Source organism: Mesorhizobium shonense (assembly GCF_040545255.1).
Taxonomy (GTDB): Bacteria; Pseudomonadota; Alphaproteobacteria; order Rhizobiales; family Rhizobiaceae; genus Mesorhizobium; species Mesorhizobium shonense.
In genome coordinates, this window is the sequence record NZ_JBEPLM010000006.1 from 147,588 (window position 1) to 167,136 (window position 19,549).

The 19,549-nt window shown below is 65.1% G+C and carries 15 protein-coding genes; 4 read left to right on the forward strand and 11 right to left on the reverse strand.

The features are described from left to right. From ABID26_RS17730 to ABID26_RS17750, 5 genes are all read right to left on the reverse strand, one after another. The gene (locus tag ABID26_RS17730; protein WP_126096689.1) at positions 1 to 468 is read right to left on the reverse strand and encodes a DUF4304 domain-containing protein; all 468 of its coding nucleotides are present in this window, start codon (positions 466 to 468) and stop codon (positions 1 to 3) included. Beyond that, complete coding sequence (locus tag ABID26_RS17735) at positions 465 to 1,304, reverse strand: carbohydrate ABC transporter permease (RefSeq protein WP_126096688.1); 840 nt, start codon at positions 1,302 to 1,304, stop codon at positions 465 to 467. Before ABID26_RS17735 ends, ABID26_RS17730 begins: the two co-directional genes overlap by 4 nt. Positions 1,305 to 1,313: 9 nt before the next feature. Beyond that, the gene (locus ABID26_RS17740; protein ID WP_126096687.1) at positions 1,314 to 2,243 is read right to left on the reverse strand and encodes a carbohydrate ABC transporter permease; all 930 of its coding nucleotides are present in this window, start codon (positions 2,241 to 2,243) and stop codon (positions 1,314 to 1,316) included. 225 nt (positions 2,244 to 2,468) lie between these two features. Next, entirely contained in the window at positions 2,469 to 3,728 is a 1,260-nt protein-coding gene (locus ABID26_RS17745) for an ABC transporter substrate-binding protein (RefSeq protein WP_354416013.1), read from the reverse strand. A 52-nt stretch (positions 3,729 to 3,780) separates the two neighbouring features. Then, the gene (locus ABID26_RS17750; protein ID WP_292302796.1) at positions 3,781 to 4,689 is read right to left on the reverse strand and encodes an N-acetylmuramic acid 6-phosphate etherase; all 909 of its coding nucleotides are present in this window, start codon (positions 4,687 to 4,689) and stop codon (positions 3,781 to 3,783) included. Positions 4,690 to 4,889: 200 nt separating this feature from the next. On the opposite strand from ABID26_RS17750, the gene ABID26_RS17755 reads away from it, so the two are divergent. The 4 genes from ABID26_RS17755 to nagA are packed head-to-tail and all read left to right on the forward strand — an operon-like array spanning position 4,890 to position 8,732. Continuing rightward, a complete protein-coding gene (locus tag ABID26_RS17755; protein WP_126096684.1) occupies positions 4,890 to 5,771 on the forward strand; it encodes a glucosamine kinase nucleotide-binding domain-containing protein in 882 nt (293 codons plus the stop codon). Further along, a complete protein-coding gene (locus tag ABID26_RS17760) occupies positions 5,768 to 6,547 on the forward strand; it encodes a GntR family transcriptional regulator (RefSeq protein ID WP_059187808.1) in 780 nt (259 codons plus the stop codon). The genes ABID26_RS17755 and ABID26_RS17760 overlap by 4 nt, the downstream gene beginning before the upstream one ends. Next, entirely contained in the window at positions 6,544 to 7,575 is a 1,032-nt protein-coding gene (locus ABID26_RS17765; RefSeq protein WP_126096683.1) for an SIS domain-containing protein, read from the forward strand. Before ABID26_RS17760 ends, ABID26_RS17765 begins: the two co-directional genes overlap by 4 nt. Next, a complete protein-coding gene (gene nagA / locus ABID26_RS17770) occupies positions 7,572 to 8,732 on the forward strand; it encodes an N-acetylglucosamine-6-phosphate deacetylase (RefSeq protein ID WP_292302797.1) in 1,161 nt (386 codons plus the stop codon). Before ABID26_RS17765 ends, nagA begins: the two co-directional genes overlap by 4 nt. Before the next feature lie 180 nt (positions 8,733 to 8,912). On the opposite strand, the gene ABID26_RS17775 is transcribed toward nagA, so the two are convergent. The 6 genes from ABID26_RS17775 to ABID26_RS17800 all read right to left on the reverse strand — a co-directional run bounded on the left by ABID26_RS17775 (position 8,913) and on the right by ABID26_RS17800 (position 19,500). Beyond that, entirely contained in the window at positions 8,913 to 10,433 is a 1,521-nt protein-coding gene (locus ABID26_RS17775; RefSeq protein WP_292302817.1) for a malonate--CoA ligase, read from the reverse strand. A gap of 183 nt (positions 10,434 to 10,616) precedes the next feature. Beyond that, the gene (locus tag ABID26_RS17780; protein WP_245460157.1) at positions 10,617 to 11,372 is read right to left on the reverse strand and encodes a GntR family transcriptional regulator; all 756 of its coding nucleotides are present in this window, start codon (positions 11,370 to 11,372) and stop codon (positions 10,617 to 10,619) included. Between the two features lie 255 nt (positions 11,373 to 11,627). Further along, positions 11,628 to 12,305, reverse strand: coding sequence for a ribulose-phosphate 3-epimerase (gene rpe / locus ABID26_RS17785; protein WP_126096680.1), 678 nt, complete (start codon positions 12,303 to 12,305; stop codon positions 11,628 to 11,630). 196 nt (positions 12,306 to 12,501) lie between these two features. Continuing rightward, positions 12,502 to 16,215 (reverse strand): DUF7929 domain-containing protein, encoded by a 3,714-nt coding sequence (locus tag ABID26_RS17790; protein WP_126096679.1) that lies wholly within the window; start codon positions 16,213 to 16,215, stop codon positions 12,502 to 12,504. After that, positions 16,212 to 18,191, reverse strand: coding sequence for an NHL repeat-containing protein (locus ABID26_RS17795; RefSeq protein ID WP_354416014.1), 1,980 nt, complete (start codon positions 18,189 to 18,191; stop codon positions 16,212 to 16,214). Before ABID26_RS17795 ends, ABID26_RS17790 begins: the two co-directional genes overlap by 4 nt. 367 nt (positions 18,192 to 18,558) lie before the next feature. Further along, the gene (locus ABID26_RS17800; RefSeq protein ID WP_126096677.1) at positions 18,559 to 19,500 is read right to left on the reverse strand and encodes an alpha/beta hydrolase; all 942 of its coding nucleotides are present in this window, start codon (positions 19,498 to 19,500) and stop codon (positions 18,559 to 18,561) included. Between the last annotated feature and the right edge of the window lie 49 nt (positions 19,501 to 19,549).

Here is a 19,549-nt window from a genome sequence, read left to right on the forward strand (position 1 = left end):
TCAATCTGCCTTTTCTTGGCTGCGGGCCTTGAGAGCCACCATCACTTGTGGTCCACATTCCTCCGCAACACGCAAAGCTGCTTGTTCACTTTCGCACCGGGATAAGAGCCCGAAGCCATAAGCAACGACCCCGTCCGTGATGAGCGAAAGCCTCTGACCGTCAGGCAACTGATGCTCAAGGTTCAGCGCCTGGGTGAACGCCTTCGACTGCTCGTCTTCCTCCAGCGAATTCACGCGCCAACGAATGTGGCAGTTGTGCTCTTTCGGCCGGCGCTCCGGTCCGAACCGCGTAAACCAGACGGCGGCGTTGAGGTAGAACTGTGGCTCCCAGGCAGACCTCTGCAGGTTCAGCACGCAGATCGTCTCTGACCACTCCCGGTAGAAATTCGTGGCGCGAACGCCTCGAAATCCATAGCGGCTCGCTGTCTCGGCGAGAGCCTGAGCGATAATATCTCGACCGTCGCTCACTTCACCGCTCCCGACGTGATGCCGCGGATCAACTGCCGCGAGAAGATGACGTAGAGGATCAGCACCGGCAGGATCGCCAGCGAGAGCGCCGCCAGGATCGCGTTCCAGTTGGTGACGAACTGGCCGAGGAAAAGCTGCGCGCCGAGCGTCACCGTCTTGGTCTCTTCCGATGGCGCCAGGATCAGCGGGAACCAGAGATCGTTCCAGATCGGGATCATGGTGAAGACGGCGACGGTCGCCATCGACGGGCGCACCAGCGGCAGCACCAGCCGGAAGAAGATCGTGTATTCCGACAGCCCGTCGATGCGCCCGGCGTTCTTCAGATCGTCGGATACCTGCTTCATGAATTCCGACAGGATGAAGATGGCCAAAGGCAGCCCTTGCGCGGTGTAGACCAGGATCAGCGCCGTCAGCGTGTTGACCAGCCCTGTCGCCACCATCAGCTGCAGGATGGCGACGGTGCCGAGGCGGATCGGGATCATGATGCCGAGCGCCAGGTAAAGTCCCATCATCGTGTTGCCGCGAAAGCGGTATTCCGACAGCGCGAAGGCGGCCATCGCGCCGAACAAAAGCACGAAGAACAGCGAAGCGACGGTGACGACAAGGCTGTTCTGGAAATAGTGGAAAAAATCGCCCTGGCCGAACACGGTGCTGTAGCCGATCAGGTCGAAGGTCTTCGGCGTCGGCGGCGTCAGCGGCGCGCCGAAGATGCCCGCGCGCGACTTGAAGGAATTCATGATCACCAGGATCACCGGGAACAGCGCGATCACCGTGTAGGTCAAAAGGACCGCGTGGGCGCCGATGGTGCGGGGAAGCGAACGGGTAGCGGTGCTCATGGCTCCCCCTCAGAACTGGTAGCGACGCAGGCGCGTCTGGACGAGGAACAGGTAGATGCAGACGCCGGCGAGGATGATCAGGAACATCATGGTCGCGATCGCCGCGCCCATATTGGGGTCGCCGACCTGCAGCTGGAAGCCGAAGAAGGCGCGGTAGAGGAAGGTGCCGAGGATGTCGGTCGAATAGTTCGGTCCGGCCAGCGCCCCTTGCGCGGTGTAGATCAGATCGAAGGCATTGAAATTGCCGACGAAGGTCAGGATCGAGATGATGCCGATCGAAGGCAGGATCAGCGGCAGCTTGATCTTCCAGAACTGCGCCATGCCGGTGATGCCGTCGCATTCGGCGGCCTCGATCACCTCATCGGGGATCGACAGCAGCGCGGCATAGATCAGCATCATCGGGATGCCGACGAACTGCCAGACCGAGACCAGGCTGAGCGCGGTCAGCGCATATTGCTCCTTACCGAGCCACGGCGTGAACAGGCTCTTCAGCCCGACGAAGTCGAGCAGATGCGGCGCAACGCCCCAGATCGGCGACAGGATCAGCTTCCAGGCGAAGCCGACGATGACGAAGGACAGGATGGTCGGCACGAAGATCGCCGTGCGGTAGAAGGCGGCGAATCTGAGCCTCGGGCTGGAGAGAAGTGCTGCCAGCAGGACGCCGATCGGGTTCTGCACCAGCATGTGGATGATGAAGAACCAGACATTGTTCCTCAGCGCGTTCCAGAAGTTCACCGACCAGTTGGGGTCGCCGAACAGCGTGCGGAAATTGCCGAGACCAACGAACACCTGGCTCTGCTCGATGTTGCGGAACAAGGACAGCTGGAGGGTGCCGAACAGCGGCAGGATCATGACCGCCGTGTAGACGAGCACCGCCGGCGCCAGGAAGACGCCGATATGCCAGCGGATCGGTTTCTTGGGTCGTGTTTGTGCGGCCATGAGTTCGGTCCCCGCCGTCTCTCGGTTCCAGGTCGATGAATGCTTAGCTGATGCCTCGATGCACGGCCTGATTGTTCCCCTTCACGGGCGGACAAGGCCAGCGACAGTGCGGCTTCGTCTTCCCCGCAAAGTGAGGGTAAGACCGAGAGGCGGCGCCGACAATCGCTATCTAAGAACTGTCCGAATACCGGCCGGGCAGGCGCCCGGCCGGTTCGATGGCAAAAATTACTTCGCCGGCTTGTACCAGCTGTCGAGGCCGTCCTGCAGCTTCTTGGCCGCGGCTTCCGGCGTGTCGGTGCCGTTGATCACATTGGCCGATTCGACCCAGGTCTCGTTCTCGAGGTTCGGCGTGCCGCGCGACAGGATCTGATAGGTCGAGCGGATCGTCGACTTGCACTTGCCGCGCCAGGAGACGAATTCCTGCGCCAGCGGGTCCTCCATCTTCACCGGCGTGCTGTTCAGGCTGAAGAAGCCCGGCAGCGCGTTGGCGTAGATGGTGGCGAAGTCCGGCGAGGCGACCCATTCCAGGAACTTCTTGGCTTCTTCCGGATGCTTCGACGCCGCATTCAGGCCCATGCCGATATCGGTATGGTCGGAGATGTAGCAGGTGTCGCCGGCCTTCTGCACCGGCGGCGGGAAGGCGCCCATCTTGAACTGCGCCTGCGTGTTGAACAGGCCGATCTCCCACGAGCCAGCCGGGTAGATGGCGGCGCGGCCGAGCGTGAACAGGTTCTGGCTGTCCGGATAGGTCTGAGCCTCGAAGCCGTCGCCGAGATAGGGCTTCCACTTGGCCAGTTCCTTGTAGGGCTCGACCCAGTCGGCATCGGTCAGCTTCTGCTCACCCTTGATCAGGGCTGCGCGGCCGTCCTCGCCCTTCCAGTAGTTCGGGCCGATATTCTGGTAGCCCATGGTCGCGGCTTCCCAGAGGTCCTTGGTGCCCATTGCCATCGGAATGTAGGTGCCGTCCGCCTTGATCTTGTCGAGCACGGCGTAGAACTCTTCGTTGGTGGTCGGCACCTTGAGGCCGAGCTTGTCGAAGGCGTCCTTGTTGTAGATGAAGCCGTGGATGACCGAAGCCATCGGCACGCAGAAGCTCGACTTGCCGTCGTCGGTCTGCCAGGCGGCCTTGGCGACGGGCGAGAAGTTGTCCATGCCGGGCAGCGACGAAAGGTCGGCGAGGTTGCCCTTCTTGAACAGCTCCAGCGACTTGTCGAACGGGCGGCAGGTGATCAGGTCGCCCGCCGAGCCGGCGGTGAGCTTGGCGCCGAGGGCTGCGTCATATTCAGTCGGCGCCGAGGGCGCGAACACCACCTTGATGCCGGGGTTCTTGGCCTCGAAGGCCGGGATCAGCTTGTCCTTCCAGATGGTCAGGTCGTCGCCGCGCCAGCTCTCGATGTTGAGCGCTACGTCTTCGGCGAGAGCCATCCCGGTGCTGCCGAGGATGCTCGTGCCGAGCAGCAGTGCCGTCAGTAGTTTGGTCGTCATGTTCAGTCTCCCTGTTGACCTTTTTCAGGTTCGGTTCTGATGAGAACTGGGGCTAGCGCCCCTTGCTCCCCTCGATCGCGGAAAGCGCCGGCCTGAGCTTCTGGCCAGCTCCTTCCAGTATCTTCTCGGCCGCGTCGGCGTTGGCAGCGCCGGCGGCGAGCAGAATGGCAGTCTTGACGCCGCCGCCGCTCTCTTCGAGCAGCCGCGCCGCGTCGTCCCGGTCGCGCCCGGTGATGGCGGCGACCATGCGTACCGCGCGGTCGCGCAGCTTGATGTTGTCGGCGGTGAGGTTGACCATGTAGCCGTCATGGACATGGCCGAGATGGATGGCGGCGAGCGTCGACAGCATGTTGAGCGCGATCTTCTGCGCGGTTCCCGCGCCCATGCGCGTCGAGCCGGCGATCAGCTCCGGCGGCGTTTCGAGCAGGATGGCGACGTCGGCCCGTTCGAACAGCGGCGCGCCTTTGTTGTTGGCGATCGCGATCGTCGCGGCGCCCCGGCGCCGGGCGTCGCCGATCGCCTGGACGGCATAGGGTGTCGAGCCGCTGGCCGAGATGGCGATCAGGCAGTCGCCCTTGCCGATATCGGCGCTTGCCACGGCCGCCGCGGCTTCCTCGGTGTCGTCTTCCGGTCCGCCGGCAAGCGTGTGGAACGCCTCGTCGCCGCCGGCGATCAGGATGGCGATGCGGTCGCGCGCGATGCCGAATGTGCCTGGAAGCTCCAGAGCGTCGGCAACAGCCATTAGGCCGGAACTGCCGGCCGCCGCGTAGGCGAGCCTGCCGCCGCTCTTCAATTGTCTTGCGATGAGCTCGGCTGCCTCGGCAATGGCCGGAATGGCGCCGTGCACGGCCTTGGCGGCCTCGATCTGCGCGTTGGCGAGGAACGAAAGGATGGCATCCGGGGCCTGAACATCCAGCCCCTCGGCATTTTGATGAAGCGCTTCCGTGCGCGTCTCGGCCATCCGCTTTCCTCCAACTGAAGGGAACAATACCAAAAAAATACCACTTGTCCACATCCATTAATGGATTTCGCCGCTTGGAATTGTATCGCCGGCAAATTTCAGTGATTTTTCAATAAAATGCGCCTTAATCTTTTTTGAACGAAAATTAACGCTTGGCTATTGGTATTTTATTGGTATTATCCTGCCCGAGGAGAAATCGCGTGAAATTCGTGCTTGGCATCGATGGCGGCGGCACCAGCTGCAGGGCGGCCCTTGCGACCGCCGACGGCGCTGTCGTTGGCCGTGCCAAAAGCGGCGCGGCCAACATCCGCACCGATCTTACCGGCGCGCGCGCCAACATCGTCGACGCGGCCAGGCAGGCATTCCTCGCCGCCGGCAAGGATCCGGAGCTGATCCCTGAGACGCCTGCCATTCTGGGTCTCGCCGGCGCCAATGTCGGCACCTACAGGCAGCAGCTGGAAGCAATCCTGCCCTTCAGCAAAAGCCGCGTCGAGACCGATGCCGAGATCGCGCTCGAAGGCGCGGTCGGTTCCGGCGACGGCGCCATGGCCATTCTCGGCACCGGCACCGCCTATATGGCGCGTAAGGCGGGCAAGTCACGCGCCATCGGCGGCTGGGGCTTCCAGGTCGGCGACCAGGGCAGCGGCGCCCGCATTGGCCGTGATCTGCTCGAGCAGACGCTGCTAGCCTATGACGGCATCCGCCCCGGTTCGCCGCTGACGGACGCCATGCTTGCCGTCTTCCGCAACAATCCCGAGGACGTGGTCGAATTCACCACCAACGCCAAGCCTGGCGACTTCGGCGGCTTCGCGCCAAAAGTCTTCGAGCATGCCGAAAAGGGCGACCTCGTCGCCAACTGGATCCTCGACAAGGCGGTTGCCGACGTCGAGGCCTCGCTCGGTGCGCTCGATCTTGCGGACGACGCTCCGCTCTGCCTGCTCGGCGGCTTGGCGGCGCTCTACGCGCCGCGTCTTTCCGCACGCTATCGGGCGCTTCTGAAAGCCCCGCTTGACGATGCGCTTGGCGGCGCGGTGCAGATGGCGGTGCGCATCTTCGCCGGCAAGTCGGGGGCTGACCGATGAGCGCCGCCGACCAGATTTTCGCCATGCTAAAGGAGTCGTCGCAAAGCGGAGCGCCGCTCTACCTGCAGCTCCGGAAAAGCATCGAGGAAGCGGTCAATCGCGGCCTGATCGGCCCGGGCGACGCGCTGCCGTCCGAGCGCGATATCGCCAGCAAGGCCGACATCTCGCGCGTCACCGTGCGCAAGGCGGTGCAGGATCTGGTCAAGGGCGGCATCCTCGTCCAGCGCCATGGCTCCGGCACCTTCGTCGCGCCGCGCATGGAGCGCGTCGAGCAATCGCTGTCGAGGCTCACCTCCTTCACCGAGGACATGGCACGCCGCGGCATGGTTGTGCGCTCGGCCTGGCTCGACCGCGGCCTCTATGCGCCCTCGCCGGACGAGATGATGGTGCTCGGCCTGTCGTCGAGCGAGCTGGTGGCGCGCGTGGCGCGCCTGCGCATCGCCAACGACACGCCGCTGGCGATCGAGCGCGCCGCAATTTCGGCGAGCGTGCTGCCCGACCCCGAGGCGATCGGCTCCTCGCTCTACGCGGCGCTGGAATTGACCGGCAACCGCCCGGTACGGGCGGTGCAGCGCATCTCGGCCGCCAATCTCGGCGATGGTGATGCGCGCCTGCTGGAAGTGCCGCCCGGGGTTGCCGGGCTGCACATCGAACGTATTTCCTATCTGGCGAGCGGCAAGGTGATCGAGTTCACCCGCTCGATATACAGGGGCGACGCCTATGACTTCGTCGCGGAACTCCGGCTGACCGGGCCGGGAGAGGAGATCCGGCCATGAGCGCAACCGCCACCCATATGCGGCGCGAGATCGAGGAGATCCCGCAGGCCACCGCCCGCCTGCTGGATGGCTCGGCCAAGATGCTTGCCGAAGCCGGCCGCGGCCTTCGCGAGCGCGATCCGCATTTCGTCGTCACCGTGGCGCGCGGCTCGTCCGATCATGCCGCCACTTTCATGAAATATGCTGTCGAGCTGACGGCCGGCCTTGCCGTCGCTTCGGTCGGCCCGTCGATCGCCTCCATCTACGGCGCGAAGCTCAGGCTGCGCGGCTCGGCTTGCCTCGCGATCTCGCAGTCGGGCAAGAGCCCCGACATCGTCGCCATGGCCGAAACGGCAAGGACGGGCGGCGCGCTGACCGTCGCCATCACCAACACCGCCGACTCGCCGCTGGCGCGCGCCTCCGACTATGCCATCGACATCCTCGCCGGGCCTGAGCGCAGCGTCGCGGCCACCAAGACCTTCGTCAATTCGGCCGTCGCCGCCTTGGCGCTGATGGCGCACAGCACCGGCGATGAGCCGCTGCTTTCAGCACTTGCCCGCCTGCCCGAACATTTCGAAAAGGCGATCGCTTGCGACTGGATGGCGCTGGCGGCGGCGCTTGAGACCCCGCAGTCGCTGTTCATCCTCGGCCGCGGCCCGTCCTTCGCGATTGCCAGCGAGGCGGCGCTGAAGTTCAAGGAGACCTGCGCCATGCATGCCGAGGCCTACAGCGCGGCGGAAGTCATGCATGGGCCACTGGCGCTGGTCGGGCCGGGCTTTCCGGTCCTGGCGCTCGCCGCCCGCGACGCGTCGGAGCCTTCGGTGGCCGAGGCCGCCGACAGCTTGGCGGCCAAGGGCGCGGCGGCTTTCGTCACCTCCGACAAGGCAAGGAGCGCCAAGCTGCTGCCGCATGTCGCGACCGGCCATCCGCTGACCGATCCGCTGCCGCTGATCGTGTCCTTCTACGGCTTTGTCGAGGCCTTCGCCCGCCATCGCGGCCTCGATCCGGATGCGCCGCGCAACCTGCGCAAGGTGACGGAAACCGTATGAGCGACCGTTTCGCCCTCACCGGTGCCCGCATCTTCGACGGTGCCGACTGGCACGAAGACGCGGCTCTCCTCGTCAAGGACGGTCTTGTCGAGGCCATCCTGCCCATTGGCGCCGTTCCGTCCGGGGTATCCAAAGTCGAGACCGGCGGCCGCCTGCTGGTCCCCGGCTTTGTCGACATCCAGGTCAATGGCGGCGGCGGCGTCATGCTCAACGACCATCCCGATGTCGCCTCGATCGAGACCATCTGCCGGGCGCATGCGCCCTTCGGCACCACGGCGCTGCTGCCGACGCTGATCACCGACACGCCGGCGATCACCGCCGCAGCGGTCGCCGCCGGCGCCGAGGCAGCGCGGAAGAACGTGCCGGGTTTCCTCGGCCTGCATCTCGAAGGGCCGCATCTGTCCGTCGCGCGCAAGGGCGCGCATGATCCGGCTCTGATCCGGCCGATGACCGACGCCGACCAGGCCGCGCTGGTCGCCGCGCGCCGGGATCTGCCGGTCCTGCTCACCACGATTGCGCCGGAATCGGTCGAGCCGGGCCGCGTCACGGCGCTGGCCAAGGCCGGCACCGTCGTCAGCCTCGGCCATTCCGACACCGACTATGCCACGGCAACGGCCTTCGCCGAGGCCGGTGCCACCGTCGTCACGCATCTCTTCAATGCCATGAGCCAGATCGGCAATCGCGAGCCGGGGCTGGCCGGCGCCGCCATAGACACCGGCAATTTCTACGCCGGCATCATCGCCGACGGCATCCATGTCCATCCCGGCACGATGACGCTCGCGCTCAATGCCAAGAAGGGTCCGGGCAAGATCCTGCTGGTCACCGACGCCATGGCGACGATCGGCACCGACATGACCTCCTTCACGCTGAACGGCCGCACCATCTATCGCAAGGACGGGAGTCTCAGGCTTGCCGACGGCACGCTGGCCGGTGCCGACCTCGACATGATTTCCGCCGTGCGCTTCGTCCATCGTGTGATCGGGCTCGATCTCGACGAGGCGCTCCGCATGGCCTCGCTCTATCCGGCGCAAGCGATCGGCCAGGCGCACCGGCTCGGCCGCTTCGCCAACGGCACCGCCGCCGACATTGTCGGGCTGTCGGAGGATCTGGATGTAAAGAGCGTCTGGATCGGCGGCGAGAAGGTGTTTTCCGCCTGAGCCTATTCCTTCGTCATCCTCGGGCTTGACCCGAGGATCCATGCCGTGAGCTCTGCCGTAGAGCGCAACGGTGCAGAATTCTATAACCGTTGCAATGCCTTAGCGTCACGGAATGGATCCTAGGGTCTGCGCCGCGTCGCTTCGCTCCTTGCTTCGCCCTAGGATGACGACGCAGTATTATTAGCCGGCTTTGGCATATATATCCTTATACGTCTCGCGCAAAACGTTCTTCTGCACCTTGCCCATCGTGTTGCGCGGCAGTTCATCAACGAAGATCACCTGCTTCGGATGCTTGTATTTCGCCAGCCGCCCGGCGATGGCGCCGGCAATGTCGGCGGCGCTGATCGCCGATCCCGGCCTGCGCACCACGACCGCCGTGACGCCTTCGCCGAAATCCGGATGGGCGACGCCGATCACTGCGCTTTCGCCGACGCCTTCAAGCGCGTCGATCTCGCTCTCGATTTCCTTCGGATAGACGTTGTAGCCGCCCGAGATGATCAGGTCCTTGCCGCGACCGACGATGTGGACATAGCCGTCGGCGTCGATCAGCCCGAGATCGCCGGTGATGAAGAACCCGTCGCCGCGGAACTCGGCTTTGGTCTTCTCCGACATCCGCCAGTAGCCGGCAAAGACGTTCGGTCCCTTCACCTCGATCATGCCGATCTCGCCCTGGGCCAGCGGCTTGGCCGTCTCGGGATCGGCGATGCGCAAGGAGACGCCGGGCAGGGGAAAGCCGACTGTGCCGGCGCGCCGCTCGCCGTCATAGGGGTTGGACGTGTTCATGTTGGTTTCGGTCATGCCGTAGCGCTCGAGGATGGCGTGGCCGGTGCGCTCGCGCCAGGCATTGTGCGTCTCGGCAAGCAGCGGCGCCGAGCCGGAGATGAACAGCCGCATGTGGCTCGCCACAGCCTTCGTCAGGCCCTCCTGCTGCAAAAGCCGCACATAGAAGGTCGGCACGCCCATCAGCGCGGTCGCGCGCGGCAGAAGCGAGATGACACGGGCGGGATCGAATTTCTGCTCGAATAACATCTTGGCGCCGGCCATCAGGATGACGTTGGTGGCGACGAACAGGCCGTGCGTGTGGAAGATCGGCAGCGAGTGGATCAGCACGTCGTCGGCGCCGAAGCGCCAGTGCTCGGTGAGCACGCGCGCGTTGGAGGCGAGGTTCTCGTGGCTGAGCATGGCGCCCTTGGATCGGCCGGTCGTGCCCGAGGTATAGAGGATGGCGGCAAGATCGTCCGGACCGCGCGCTACATTCGCAAAATCCTCCGGCTGCACCTTGGCGCGATCCGCGAGCGTGCCCCGCCCATCGCGGCCAAGCGTCAGCGTCGCGGCGCCCACCGACGCGGCAAGCGATTGGATATCGCCTGCCTTTTCCGGATCGCAGACGACCAGCCGCGGTTCCGCGTCGCGGAAGAAATAGTCGAGCTCCGGCAACGTATAGGCGGTGTTGAGCGGCAGGAAGACGGCGCCGGCGCGCAGACAGGCGAGATACAGCAGCAGCGCTTCCGGCGTCTTCTCCACCTGCACGGCGACGCGATCTCCGGGCTGGACGCCCGTTTCGACAAGCGCACGCGCAAATTGCCCGGACCGCGCCAGCATGTCGCCATAGGAGATCGAACGTCCGTTATCGGTCTCCATTAACATTTGGCCAGGCGCCGGCATGCTGGCGCGGAAAGCGTCGAACAGGTGGTTGGTCATGGTCATTCCCTGGCCTCGTTGCCGATGACATTCGATGCATCGGCCTAAAGCATGTCTCCCGAAAGTGGGAACCGGTTTCGGGACAAAGACATGCGTAAAATCAAAAAACTAAAGCGCAGCGAATCTGAAAGATCGCGACGCGCTTTAGCCAGAGCGAATACCAGATTTGCCGGCGATGGGCAGCTACATGGACGGCTGTTTGCGGCCGCGCGAAACCTTGCCCGAGCCGGCCTTCGGACCGTAGCCCTCGTTAAAGCGCGCCATGCACATCTCCGCCGTCAGCCGGTAGTGGCTGAGCAAGGCTTCGACCGCGCCGTCGGCATCGCCGTCCAGCGTGTGCTCGGCGATCGTCCGGTGCTCGCCGAGGTCGTCCCGTTCGGAGCCCGGACCGCGCTGCGAGATCAGCCGGTAGCGGGAGGCCTGGTCGGAAAGCTGGTCGCAAAAGCCGATCAGCCAGTGCGACCGGCATGCCGAGATCAGCGCGCGGTGGAAGGCGCGGTGCAGCTTCTCCCATTCCGGATTGTTGGTTGCCGGTTCGCTTGGCTGGCGCCGCTCGGCGCGCGCCAGCCGGTGCAGGGCGAGCACCAGCTGTTCTTCCCACTCGGCCGTGCGGTGCGCTATGGATTCGCGCAACGCGCGTTCCTCCAGCCAGCAGCGCGTGCGGGTCAGCTCCTCCAGCTCGGCCGCGCTCACCGGCATCAGGAAGAAGCCGCGCTGGTCATGGCGGCCGAGCAGGCCCTCGGCGGCGAGGCGGTTGAGCGCTTCGCGTACCGGCGAGGCGCCGGCGCCATAGCGGGAAACGACCCATTCGACGCGCAGCTTGCCCTCGGCTTCCAAAGCTCCACGCAGCAGGTCCTCGCGGAGCTGATGGTAGACCGAACTGGCCAGCGTGCTCTTGGCACCCTTGCCTTGGCCCGTATCGGCATTTCCGTATGTCAATCGAACTCCCATTGCTTGCCCCTGTTTTGCCAGGGCCCCTCGGCGAAGCAATTTCCCGTACATGTATCATACAGTCGGGCATTGCCGCCTCAAAGCGGAAGATGATGATACTCGACTTTTAGACAAGGGGGCGGTCTATTATCGAGTAAAGTAAAATCCGCCTACGATTTTTATGGCCAACAAGATATATTGAACAACGGTTCAATAGCGCGATTGGAGTGTGCAACCTCCGCTAGAAGAGCTGCGTCGCATACTTTAATTGGCGGCCTTGTCGGCTGCGGAGCGGATTGCCTCTATATTTGCCCGATACGCTTCGACGGTGCCGCCTTTGAAGATGGCCGCCCCCGCCACCAGCACGTCGGCGCCGGCGGCGGTCACCAGCGGCGCTGTTTCCGGCGAGACGCCGCCGTCGATCTCGATGCGGATCGGGCGGTTGCCGATCAGCGCTTTGACGCGTTTCACCTTGTCGACGATGGCCGGGATGAACGCCTGGCCGCCGAAACCGGGATTGACGGTCATGAGCAGGATGAGGTCGAGCCGGTCGAGCACATATTCGATCGCCGTTTCCGGCGTCGCCGGGTTGAGCGAGACGCCGGCCTTCTTGCCGAGGCCCTTGATGGTCTGCAGCGAACGGTCGAGATGCGGGCCGGCCTCGGCATGCACGGTCATGCCGTCGCAGCCGGCCTCGGCGAAGGCAGCCAGATAGGGGTCGGCCGGCGCGATCATCAGATGGCAGTCGAAGAAGGTTTTTGTCCGGTTGCGGATCGCCTTGATCACCGATGGGCCGAAGGTGATGTTGGGCACGAAATGACCGTCCATCACGTCGAGATGGATCCAGTCGGCGCCGGCGGCCGCGACCGCCTCGACCTCGTCGCCGAGCTTCGAGAAATCCGACGCCAGCACCGACGGCGCGATCAGGGTCTTCTTGCTCATGAAAGGCCTCTCCCGGCATCCACGTCGGCGCGCTGGGCCGCGCGCCTTCCATGCGGGTCTGCCTAGACCATCGTCCAGCCAAGGGGAAGCATGTTTTCCGCATCGGTCGGCAGGCGCACAGGAACGCGGCTGGGACGCGGGAAAATAACAACCCGCCGGATTGCTCCGGCGGGTTCGCGATGTGGCCGCAGCTCCGTTACTGAAGGTTGTTGGTCGCCGGGTTCCGTTGCAATCTTGGTCGGTCCCTTGGCACCAGCTGCTGCAGGATGTTCGGATTGAGCAGCAGGTTCGGATCGATCTCCAGGCCTGGCCGCCTGCGGATCGGGAAGCAGTCCGGATACCGTCCGGTCGTCCCGACCGGGCAGCGCCGCCTGACGATCGGCTGGCAAATGCCGTCGATCATCTGCGAGCCCGGAGCGCATTCAGCGTCTTCGAACGTGCCGCACCTGCCTTCTATCACCTCGGTGCCGCGCGGGCATACACAGGCGCCACGCTTGTTGAGGATCTGGCCGCGGATGGAGCACGCTTGCGGCTTCTTGACCGGCGCGCAGACCTTACCCCTCACCTCCATTCCCCTCGGGCAGACGCAATCACCGTCGGCATTGCGCACCTGGCCGCGAATCCGGCACTGGCTGGGCGGCTGCCTGTCGGGCGCGCAGGCCTTGGCGACGCGGTCGAGATGCGTGCCCTTCGGGCAGACGCAGCCATTTGAAGTCGGCACGGCGCCACGGATCGTGCATTTCGGCGGAACGACCTGGCAGACGCCGTTCACCAGCTCGCCACGCCGGCACACGCAATTGCCGTCCTGGTCGCGGTATTGGCCGGGACGCAGCGTGCACTGCGGCTCCTGCGGCTGCTCGCCCCGTACGCATTTGCCGTTTTCCAGCTCGGTGCCGCGCGGACAAACGCAGCGCCCATCCTCGGTCCGGATCTGGCCCTTGAGCAGGACGCAGCGTTGCGGTACTGGCAGCGGCAGAAGCTGGGTGCCGCCGCCGGAGCACTGGCCGTTCCGGAAGCTGGTGCCCTCCGGGCAGGCGCAGCGGCCGGCCGAGTTGAGCACCATGCCGGCCGAGCATTGGGTCTTCGCTTCACGCTTGATGGTGAAGGGGTGGCAGGCATAGGCCTTGCCGCGATCGCCCTGTGCGTTGGTCGGGGCGCGCGACAGCACGTCGCTGCCGCCCTGCACCGGCGTGTTCGGCGAGAGCACGCCGACGCAGTTCTGCCCGCTGACCGCGCCCTGCAGTTTGGCAAGGTCGGGAAGGACCACGCTGACATGGTGCGTGTGGCTTTCACCGGCGCCAAGCGTCAGCTTGGCGATGCAGGATGCCGGCAGCGTCGTCGGTTCCGGCGAGCAGCCGAAGGGCGGATCGATCGAGGCGATCGGAACGCCTTCCAGGCGGCCAACGCCGTCCAGACCGACCGCATCGCCGATGCGGACCGGGCCGGAGAAGGCGTTTGGCCCATCGTTCGCGATAGTGATCTCGAACGAGCAGGGCGCGCCCGGCTGGCACTCGGCATCGCCGGTCTTCTCGACGCGGATGGTCGAGGCGCCGCCGCCCTTGGCGTAGGCCTGGCCGATCGGATAGACGATATCGTCGCCCGGCGCCGGCCCATAGGAGCCGCGCGCGCAGTTCTCGAACGCGCCATTGGCGCTCACCGTCACGTCGAAATGCCGGCTGGTTCCGGGCGTCATGACCGCGCCGGGAATCTGGCACGACAGCGTGTTGGCAGGCACCGGCCCGCAGCTCCAGTCAGCGCCGTCGGGGGTCACGGTCTGGATGGCTGCCGGCATACCGCCCGATATAAGCGTGGCGGCATCATTGACCCGCACCAGACCGGTGGGGGCGGCGGTGCCGGCGTTGCTGACGGTGATCCGGCAGGAAATCGCCGCGGCACCGGCGAGCGAGCCCTCGCATATTTTGGTGATGCGCAGGCCGGGCTGGCCGCCGTTCGGATGGCGGATGCGCTCGGTCGCGCAGGCCTTGTTGTTGGCGAGGTCGGCCTCGCCGGGGATGGCCTTCACCTCGGCGCAATTCTCGACGCTATCCGGCCGGTAGTTTGCCGGCATCACCGCCTTGACGACGATCGGCGTCGAAGCGCCCGGAGGCAGCGAGATGCCGGCATTGTCGCAGCGGAACTGGCCGGGGCCGTTCGGTCCGCAGGTCCATGGCGGGCTCGGCCCGAAGGTCGAGGAGGTCGGCGCGCCGCCGGGATAGGTGTCGATCACCGTCAGCGGCCCGTTATAGGTGTTGGTGCCGTTGTTGATGATGTCGATCACGAAATAGCAGACACCCTCCAGCGTGCAGACCGGGACGCGGGCGCGCTTCTTCAGGATCAGGTCGACCTTCTTCTCGACCGGAGGCTGGCACCGCGGGTCGCGATCGCCACGACGGCAGATCGGGATCGAGGCGCAGCCGCGGTCGTTCTGCTGGCTGCCGAACAGCGGCTTGCCGCTGGCCTGGTAATCATAGGCGGCGCAGTTGCGCAGCACGCCGCCCTGCCAGCCGCCGGCCGGCTTGAAGCCGAGCTTGAGGTTGACGGAGGCGCCGGGGTTGAGCGTGGTCACCGGATGGGTGCAGGTCATCGGCGTCATTGCGGGCGCGCAGACCCAGGGCGGATTCGGTCCTGAAGTGACCACCGAGCCCGCCGGCAGCGTCACCTCGTCGAGCACGATCTTGCCGTTGTAGGGCCCGTCGCCGACATTGGTGACCGTGATGGTGAAATCGCAGCCGCCGGCCATCGTGCAACGCGGCACCTCGGCCCACTTCTCGACCTTGAGGTCGGGCTGCTTTTCAGGCGGGCATCTGAGGTCGCGCGGAATGACGATGTCGATCGTCTGCGTGCAGCAGAGCCCCCAGCCTTCCTTCGGCCCGGCATAGGTGTCGATGCCGGTGACGACGAGATGGATGGCATCGCCGGGCGAGGCGCCGATGATCTTCCAGTTCAGCACGCCGCCGCCCGCAGGCACCTGTTGCGTGTCGGGAACGATGGTGATGCCGGGCGTCGTCGTCGACACCTGCACCCACTTGCCGCCCATCTCCGGGCCGACCGGCATGTGGTAGATGAAGGCGCCGCCGCCGGGCACGCAGTCGACCGTGCCGCGCTCGACCTTGAAGCATTCCTTGCCGGGAGGCGGAGGCGGCGGGTTGCATTTGCTCAGGTCGATCTTGATCGAAGTCTTCACGCCAGTGAGGAAATCGCCGTCGTCGGGCTTGTCCGGATCCTGTGACGGGATCGTGGTTGCCGGACCACCCCTGAGGGCCACTTTCATCTCGCCCTGGTTGTCGACCGTCGCCGGTGCGGGAAAGGCGGCATGGTCTATCTTGGCCGCAATCCGGAAGGTGATCACGCGTTCGTTGGCAGGACCGACGCCGTCGAGGTTGGAGGCGCTGATCCGGAAATTGGAGACGGTCGTCGTATCGTCCGGGCCGGCCGATGTGCTGATCGAAGCGGCGGGCAGCGGTCCGCCGGAAGCGCTCGTGCCGTCGCCGACGACGTCGACGCTGACGATCTGCAGGCCGTGCGGCAGCTGGTCCCTGAAGTCGAGCCTTGTCGCTTTCAAGAGGGCCGCCACGCTTGGCCGGTCGAAGTCCTGCGGGTCGCCGTGGATGCCGAAGCTCAAGACATATTCGACGGTATCGCAGCTTCTCTGGCCGCCTATCTTGGTGAAGAAGGGCACGATTCGCCCGAGTTCCGGATTGATGCCGCGCTGTTCAGGAGCGGATTCCGGATTGGCGGCCGCGGCCGGAGCCTTGTCTTGGGCGAGCGCCGGCAGCGCCGGCGTCATGGCGACCGCGATACCGGCCGCCATCAGCCAGCGCGCGCCGCGCCTGGCGTATGACAGGGGTTTCATGATCGTCTCCATGACGGTTTTGCGCGAAGCGAAGCGGGAAAGGGCGAGATCGTTCATCTGCCCCTCCTCGGCGCTTCGCAGCTGACGGCCGGCGTTCTGAGCGGCAGCGTCATCTTGCAGCAAGGATAGTAACCGCCCTTGTCCCGGTCGGACTTCCGGTAGAAGCAGAGCCCGACATTGACGGTTTCGCCCGGATTATGGCCGGTGATGTCGATCGTGTAGGGCTTGCCCGGCGCGTGCGATATGGGTGAGGTCACCCCGACGCCCGGCGTCTTGGACAGAGCCTTGATCGAATCGCCGCCGAAGCCGGCCGGGTCTTTGAGATAGAGATCGGCCTGAAGCCCGCGAGGCGTGCAGAAATACTGGACGTCCTCGACATCGATGCAGGGCGGCAGGTTGCCGGGCGGCGGGAAATCAGGCGGATAGAAGGGAGGCAGGTAGCCGCCGCCGGGGATGTCCTCATAATAGCCGGCACGGCCTTCGCAAGGGCGCCAGACCCTGACGTCGCCGACATGGCCTTCGACGTCCGGGTCTTCGAAATAGCCGTCGAAGTCGACGAACCATGAGCCGAAGGGCGGCACGTTGGCCGGCTTGACCAGCGCGCTCGGCGTGAGCTGCACGCCATGCACGGCAAGCGGGCCGCCGGCGGCGAGCCGCTCGGCAAGCTCCGGATTGTCGCGCAATTTGTCGCCGGTGTTGACGACAGTGTCGGTGCAAACGCTGGTGTCCAGATTGCCCTCGGCATCGTAGCGGTATTGCAGGTCGACGCCGCCGGCCGACTGGCGGTTGCCCTGCGGGAAGCCGATCGCGTATTCCTGCGGCACTTCCACCCAGACCGATTCGGTCGCCGGATCGTCCGGGTCCTCGCGCTGGTAGCGGATGACCTCGCCTTTGCCGGATGAGGCGAAGCCGCTGTAGTCATAGCGGTTCTCGATCGGGCCGCGCTGGGCGAGATACAGGAAGCCCTTGTTGTCGAAGGCGATATCGGTGACGGCATAGTCCTGGTCGGCCTTGACCGTCAGCTCCCAGCGCGGATCGCCGGCAAAGCTTCCGTCGCTCGCAATGCCGACCGACCAGATCTCCGCCTTCTCGCCGACGGAATAGTAGAGCCGGCCGCCATGATAGGAGATCGCCCAGACGCGGCGCTCGTCCTGGGTATAGCCCCAGGTCTTCGGGTCTTGGCTGTCGAAAGCGGCGGCATGGATGTCCATCACGGCGCCGTCATCGGCGACCGGCGCAAGGCCATGTGCCGGACGTCCGGCGACGCCATGGTCGAAGCTGTCGATCAGATTGCCGTCGGGGTCCATGCGGTGGATCAGGCCGGTATCGAGATCGGAGGCGAAGAACTCTCGGTGGATGGGATCGAAGGCGAGATTGGCGATGCCGGGCCCGCTGTTGGTGTCGATGTCGGCGAATTTCGAGACCGCGCCGGTGATGCCGTCGACCTTCCAGATCGTGCCTGGACCGCCGCCGTTCTCGATGCCGAACTGGCCGTCCATGAAGGTCGCACTGGCGGTGCCGCGGCGCTGCCGCTCGGGGCGGCCGTCATCGTCGGCATCCGGCGTGACGATCTCGATGCCATGCAGCGAGGTCGCCGCCGCATAGAGGTTGGGGATGCCCGACGGCACGCCATCGCGCACGCCGTCGTCATAGGTAAGGCCGAACACCTCGCCGATCTGGCCGGCCGTCACCTCGAAAGGCGGCGGCGTGTAGACGAGCTGGCCGGAGGCCGGGCCGCCGAGACGCGAGACGTCGAAAATCCGCAACGAGGCCTGCGATGTGTCGATGAAGGTTTCGTCGACCGGATCGACGCCGGGCGGTAAACCTTGCTCGAAATCGGGGATGACAGTGCCGGGGAAGCCGGTCACAGCCATCGAGCCGGGATAGATGATCCGGGTTTCCTGGGCCTGTGACGCGCCGCCGAGCCAAAGGCCAGCGGACAACGCCAGGGCAAGAATTCCACCGGTTGTCGTTATTGCACGCCGCAAACCGCCGGCGCGAGAAGTCACGAACGAGCCGCGGTCGCAAGACATTGAACTCCCCCCGAAGCCGTCGGAAGAACCCTCCGTGGTCGCCGCGCAAATCAGGCTAAGGCGCGGCGTTCCGGCTCGTTCGTCCTTGATAGAATTGTCTATTTTCCGCTTGATGACGATACGCCGGCTGCCTGGCAGGGTCAACGGAATCAGCCGAAAGCCCAGCGCATCGACCTCGTCCCGGAGACGGTGGTCGCGTTGAGCTCGTGTTGCTCCCGGAGACCGCGGAGCCTCTGGGTTTCGGGTCATAGAGGGGCCTCCTTTCCGCCCGCACCATGCGGTGCCTGGTCGTCAGTCGCGGGCTGACGCGGAAAGGTTCAAAGCGGGAGATGTTTCGGGGAGGAGCTGTCCTGGCCGCCTGGGAGGATCACCAGATCCACTCGCCCTTGCCGAGCACGGATACCGCCTCGACGATGCGGGTGAAGCTCGATCGCGCCCGGCCGACCGTGTGCCTCGCCCTCAGATAGCCATGCACCAGCCCCGGCTCCTCGAACCACCAGGCTCTCCCGCCGGCCGCGACGACGTGGTCACGATAGGCCTCGCCGTCGGAGGATAGCGGATCGCATTGCGCGGTGATCAGCACTGTGGGCGGCAGGTAGGCGAAATCGGCATCGGCGAGTGGGTAGAGTGTGATATCGCCGGTCTGGTCCACGCCGCCGGTACGGATATGCTTGTAGAACTCGATATCGCGCGCCGTCAGCATCGGCGCCTCGGCATGCGTCACATAGGAGCCCTTCGAACGATCGCCGAAAAGGCCCGCATAGATCAGCACCTGGCCGATCGGCTTTTTCTTGTGGCCGCGCGTGGCATGAGCAACCGCGGCGCAGAGATTGCCGCCGGCGCTGTCGCCGCAAAGCACGACCGGGCAGTCGTAGGTCCTGGCCGCCCATTCGAACGCGTCCATGACGTCATCGAAGGCGGCCGGATGCAGATGCTCCGGCGCCAGCCGGTAGTCGACCGAGGTAACGTCATAGCCGGTGCGGGCGCAAAGCTCGGCGCAGACATCGTCATGGCTGTCCAGCCCGCCAAGGATGAAGCCGCCGCCATGGACATAAAGCACCATGGCGGCTCCGTTCGGTTCCGTGTTGCGGTAGATGCGGATCGGGATGCTGTTGGTCGGCGTGGCTATTGCCGTCGTTTCCGTCGTTACGCCTTGCGGATAGCCGGCGAAGAATTCCCGGCACATCCGGTCGTAGATCGCCCGTTGCTCGGCGATCGTGTAGTCGATCGTGTCAGGCGGACAATAGGAATTGGTCTTGTCGATGAAGGCCCAGGTCTCGGCGTCGATCAATTTTCTGTAGTCGGTCATAGTATTTGGACCGACTTTGGAGGTCGAGCCTGGGCACCCCCCTCTGGCC

What these genes read in the sequence shown, in the direction of transcription:
- ABID26_RS17735 (WP_126096688.1), bottom strand. Translation starts at nt 1,304, where the DNA reads ATGAGCACCGCTACCCGTTCGCTTCCCCGCACCATCGGCGCCCACGCG.
- ABID26_RS17740 (WP_126096687.1), bottom strand. Translation starts at nt 2,243, where the DNA reads ATGGCCGCACAAACACGACCCAAGAAACCGATCCGCTGGCATATCGGC.
- ABID26_RS17745 (WP_354416013.1), bottom strand. Translation starts at nt 3,728, where the DNA reads ATGACGACCAAACTACTGACGGCACTGCTGCTCGGCACGAGCATCCTC.
- ABID26_RS17750 (WP_292302796.1), bottom strand. Translation starts at nt 4,689, where the DNA reads ATGGCCGAGACGCGCACGGAAGCGCTTCATCAAAATGCCGAGGGGCTG.
- ABID26_RS17760 (WP_059187808.1), top strand. Translation starts at nt 5,768, where the DNA reads ATGAGCGCCGCCGACCAGATTTTCGCCATGCTAAAGGAGTCGTCGCAA.
- ABID26_RS17765 (WP_126096683.1), top strand. Translation starts at nt 6,544, where the DNA reads ATGAGCGCAACCGCCACCCATATGCGGCGCGAGATCGAGGAGATCCCG.
- nagA (WP_292302797.1), top strand. Translation starts at nt 7,572, where the DNA reads ATGAGCGACCGTTTCGCCCTCACCGGTGCCCGCATCTTCGACGGTGCC.
- ABID26_RS17775 (WP_292302817.1), bottom strand. Translation starts at nt 10,433, where the DNA reads ATGACCAACCACCTGTTCGACGCTTTCCGCGCCAGCATGCCGGCGCCT.
- rpe (WP_126096680.1), bottom strand. Translation starts at nt 12,305, where the DNA reads ATGAGCAAGAAGACCCTGATCGCGCCGTCGGTGCTGGCGTCGGATTTC.
- ABID26_RS17790 (WP_126096679.1), bottom strand. Translation starts at nt 16,215, where the DNA reads ATGAACGATCTCGCCCTTTCCCGCTTCGCTTCGCGCAAAACCGTCATG.
- ABID26_RS17795 (WP_354416014.1), bottom strand. Translation starts at nt 18,191, where the DNA reads ATGTCTTGCGACCGCGGCTCGTTCGTGACTTCTCGCGCCGGCGGTTTG.
- ABID26_RS17800 (WP_126096677.1), bottom strand. Translation starts at nt 19,500, where the DNA reads ATGACCGACTACAGAAAATTGATCGACGCCGAGACCTGGGCCTTCATC.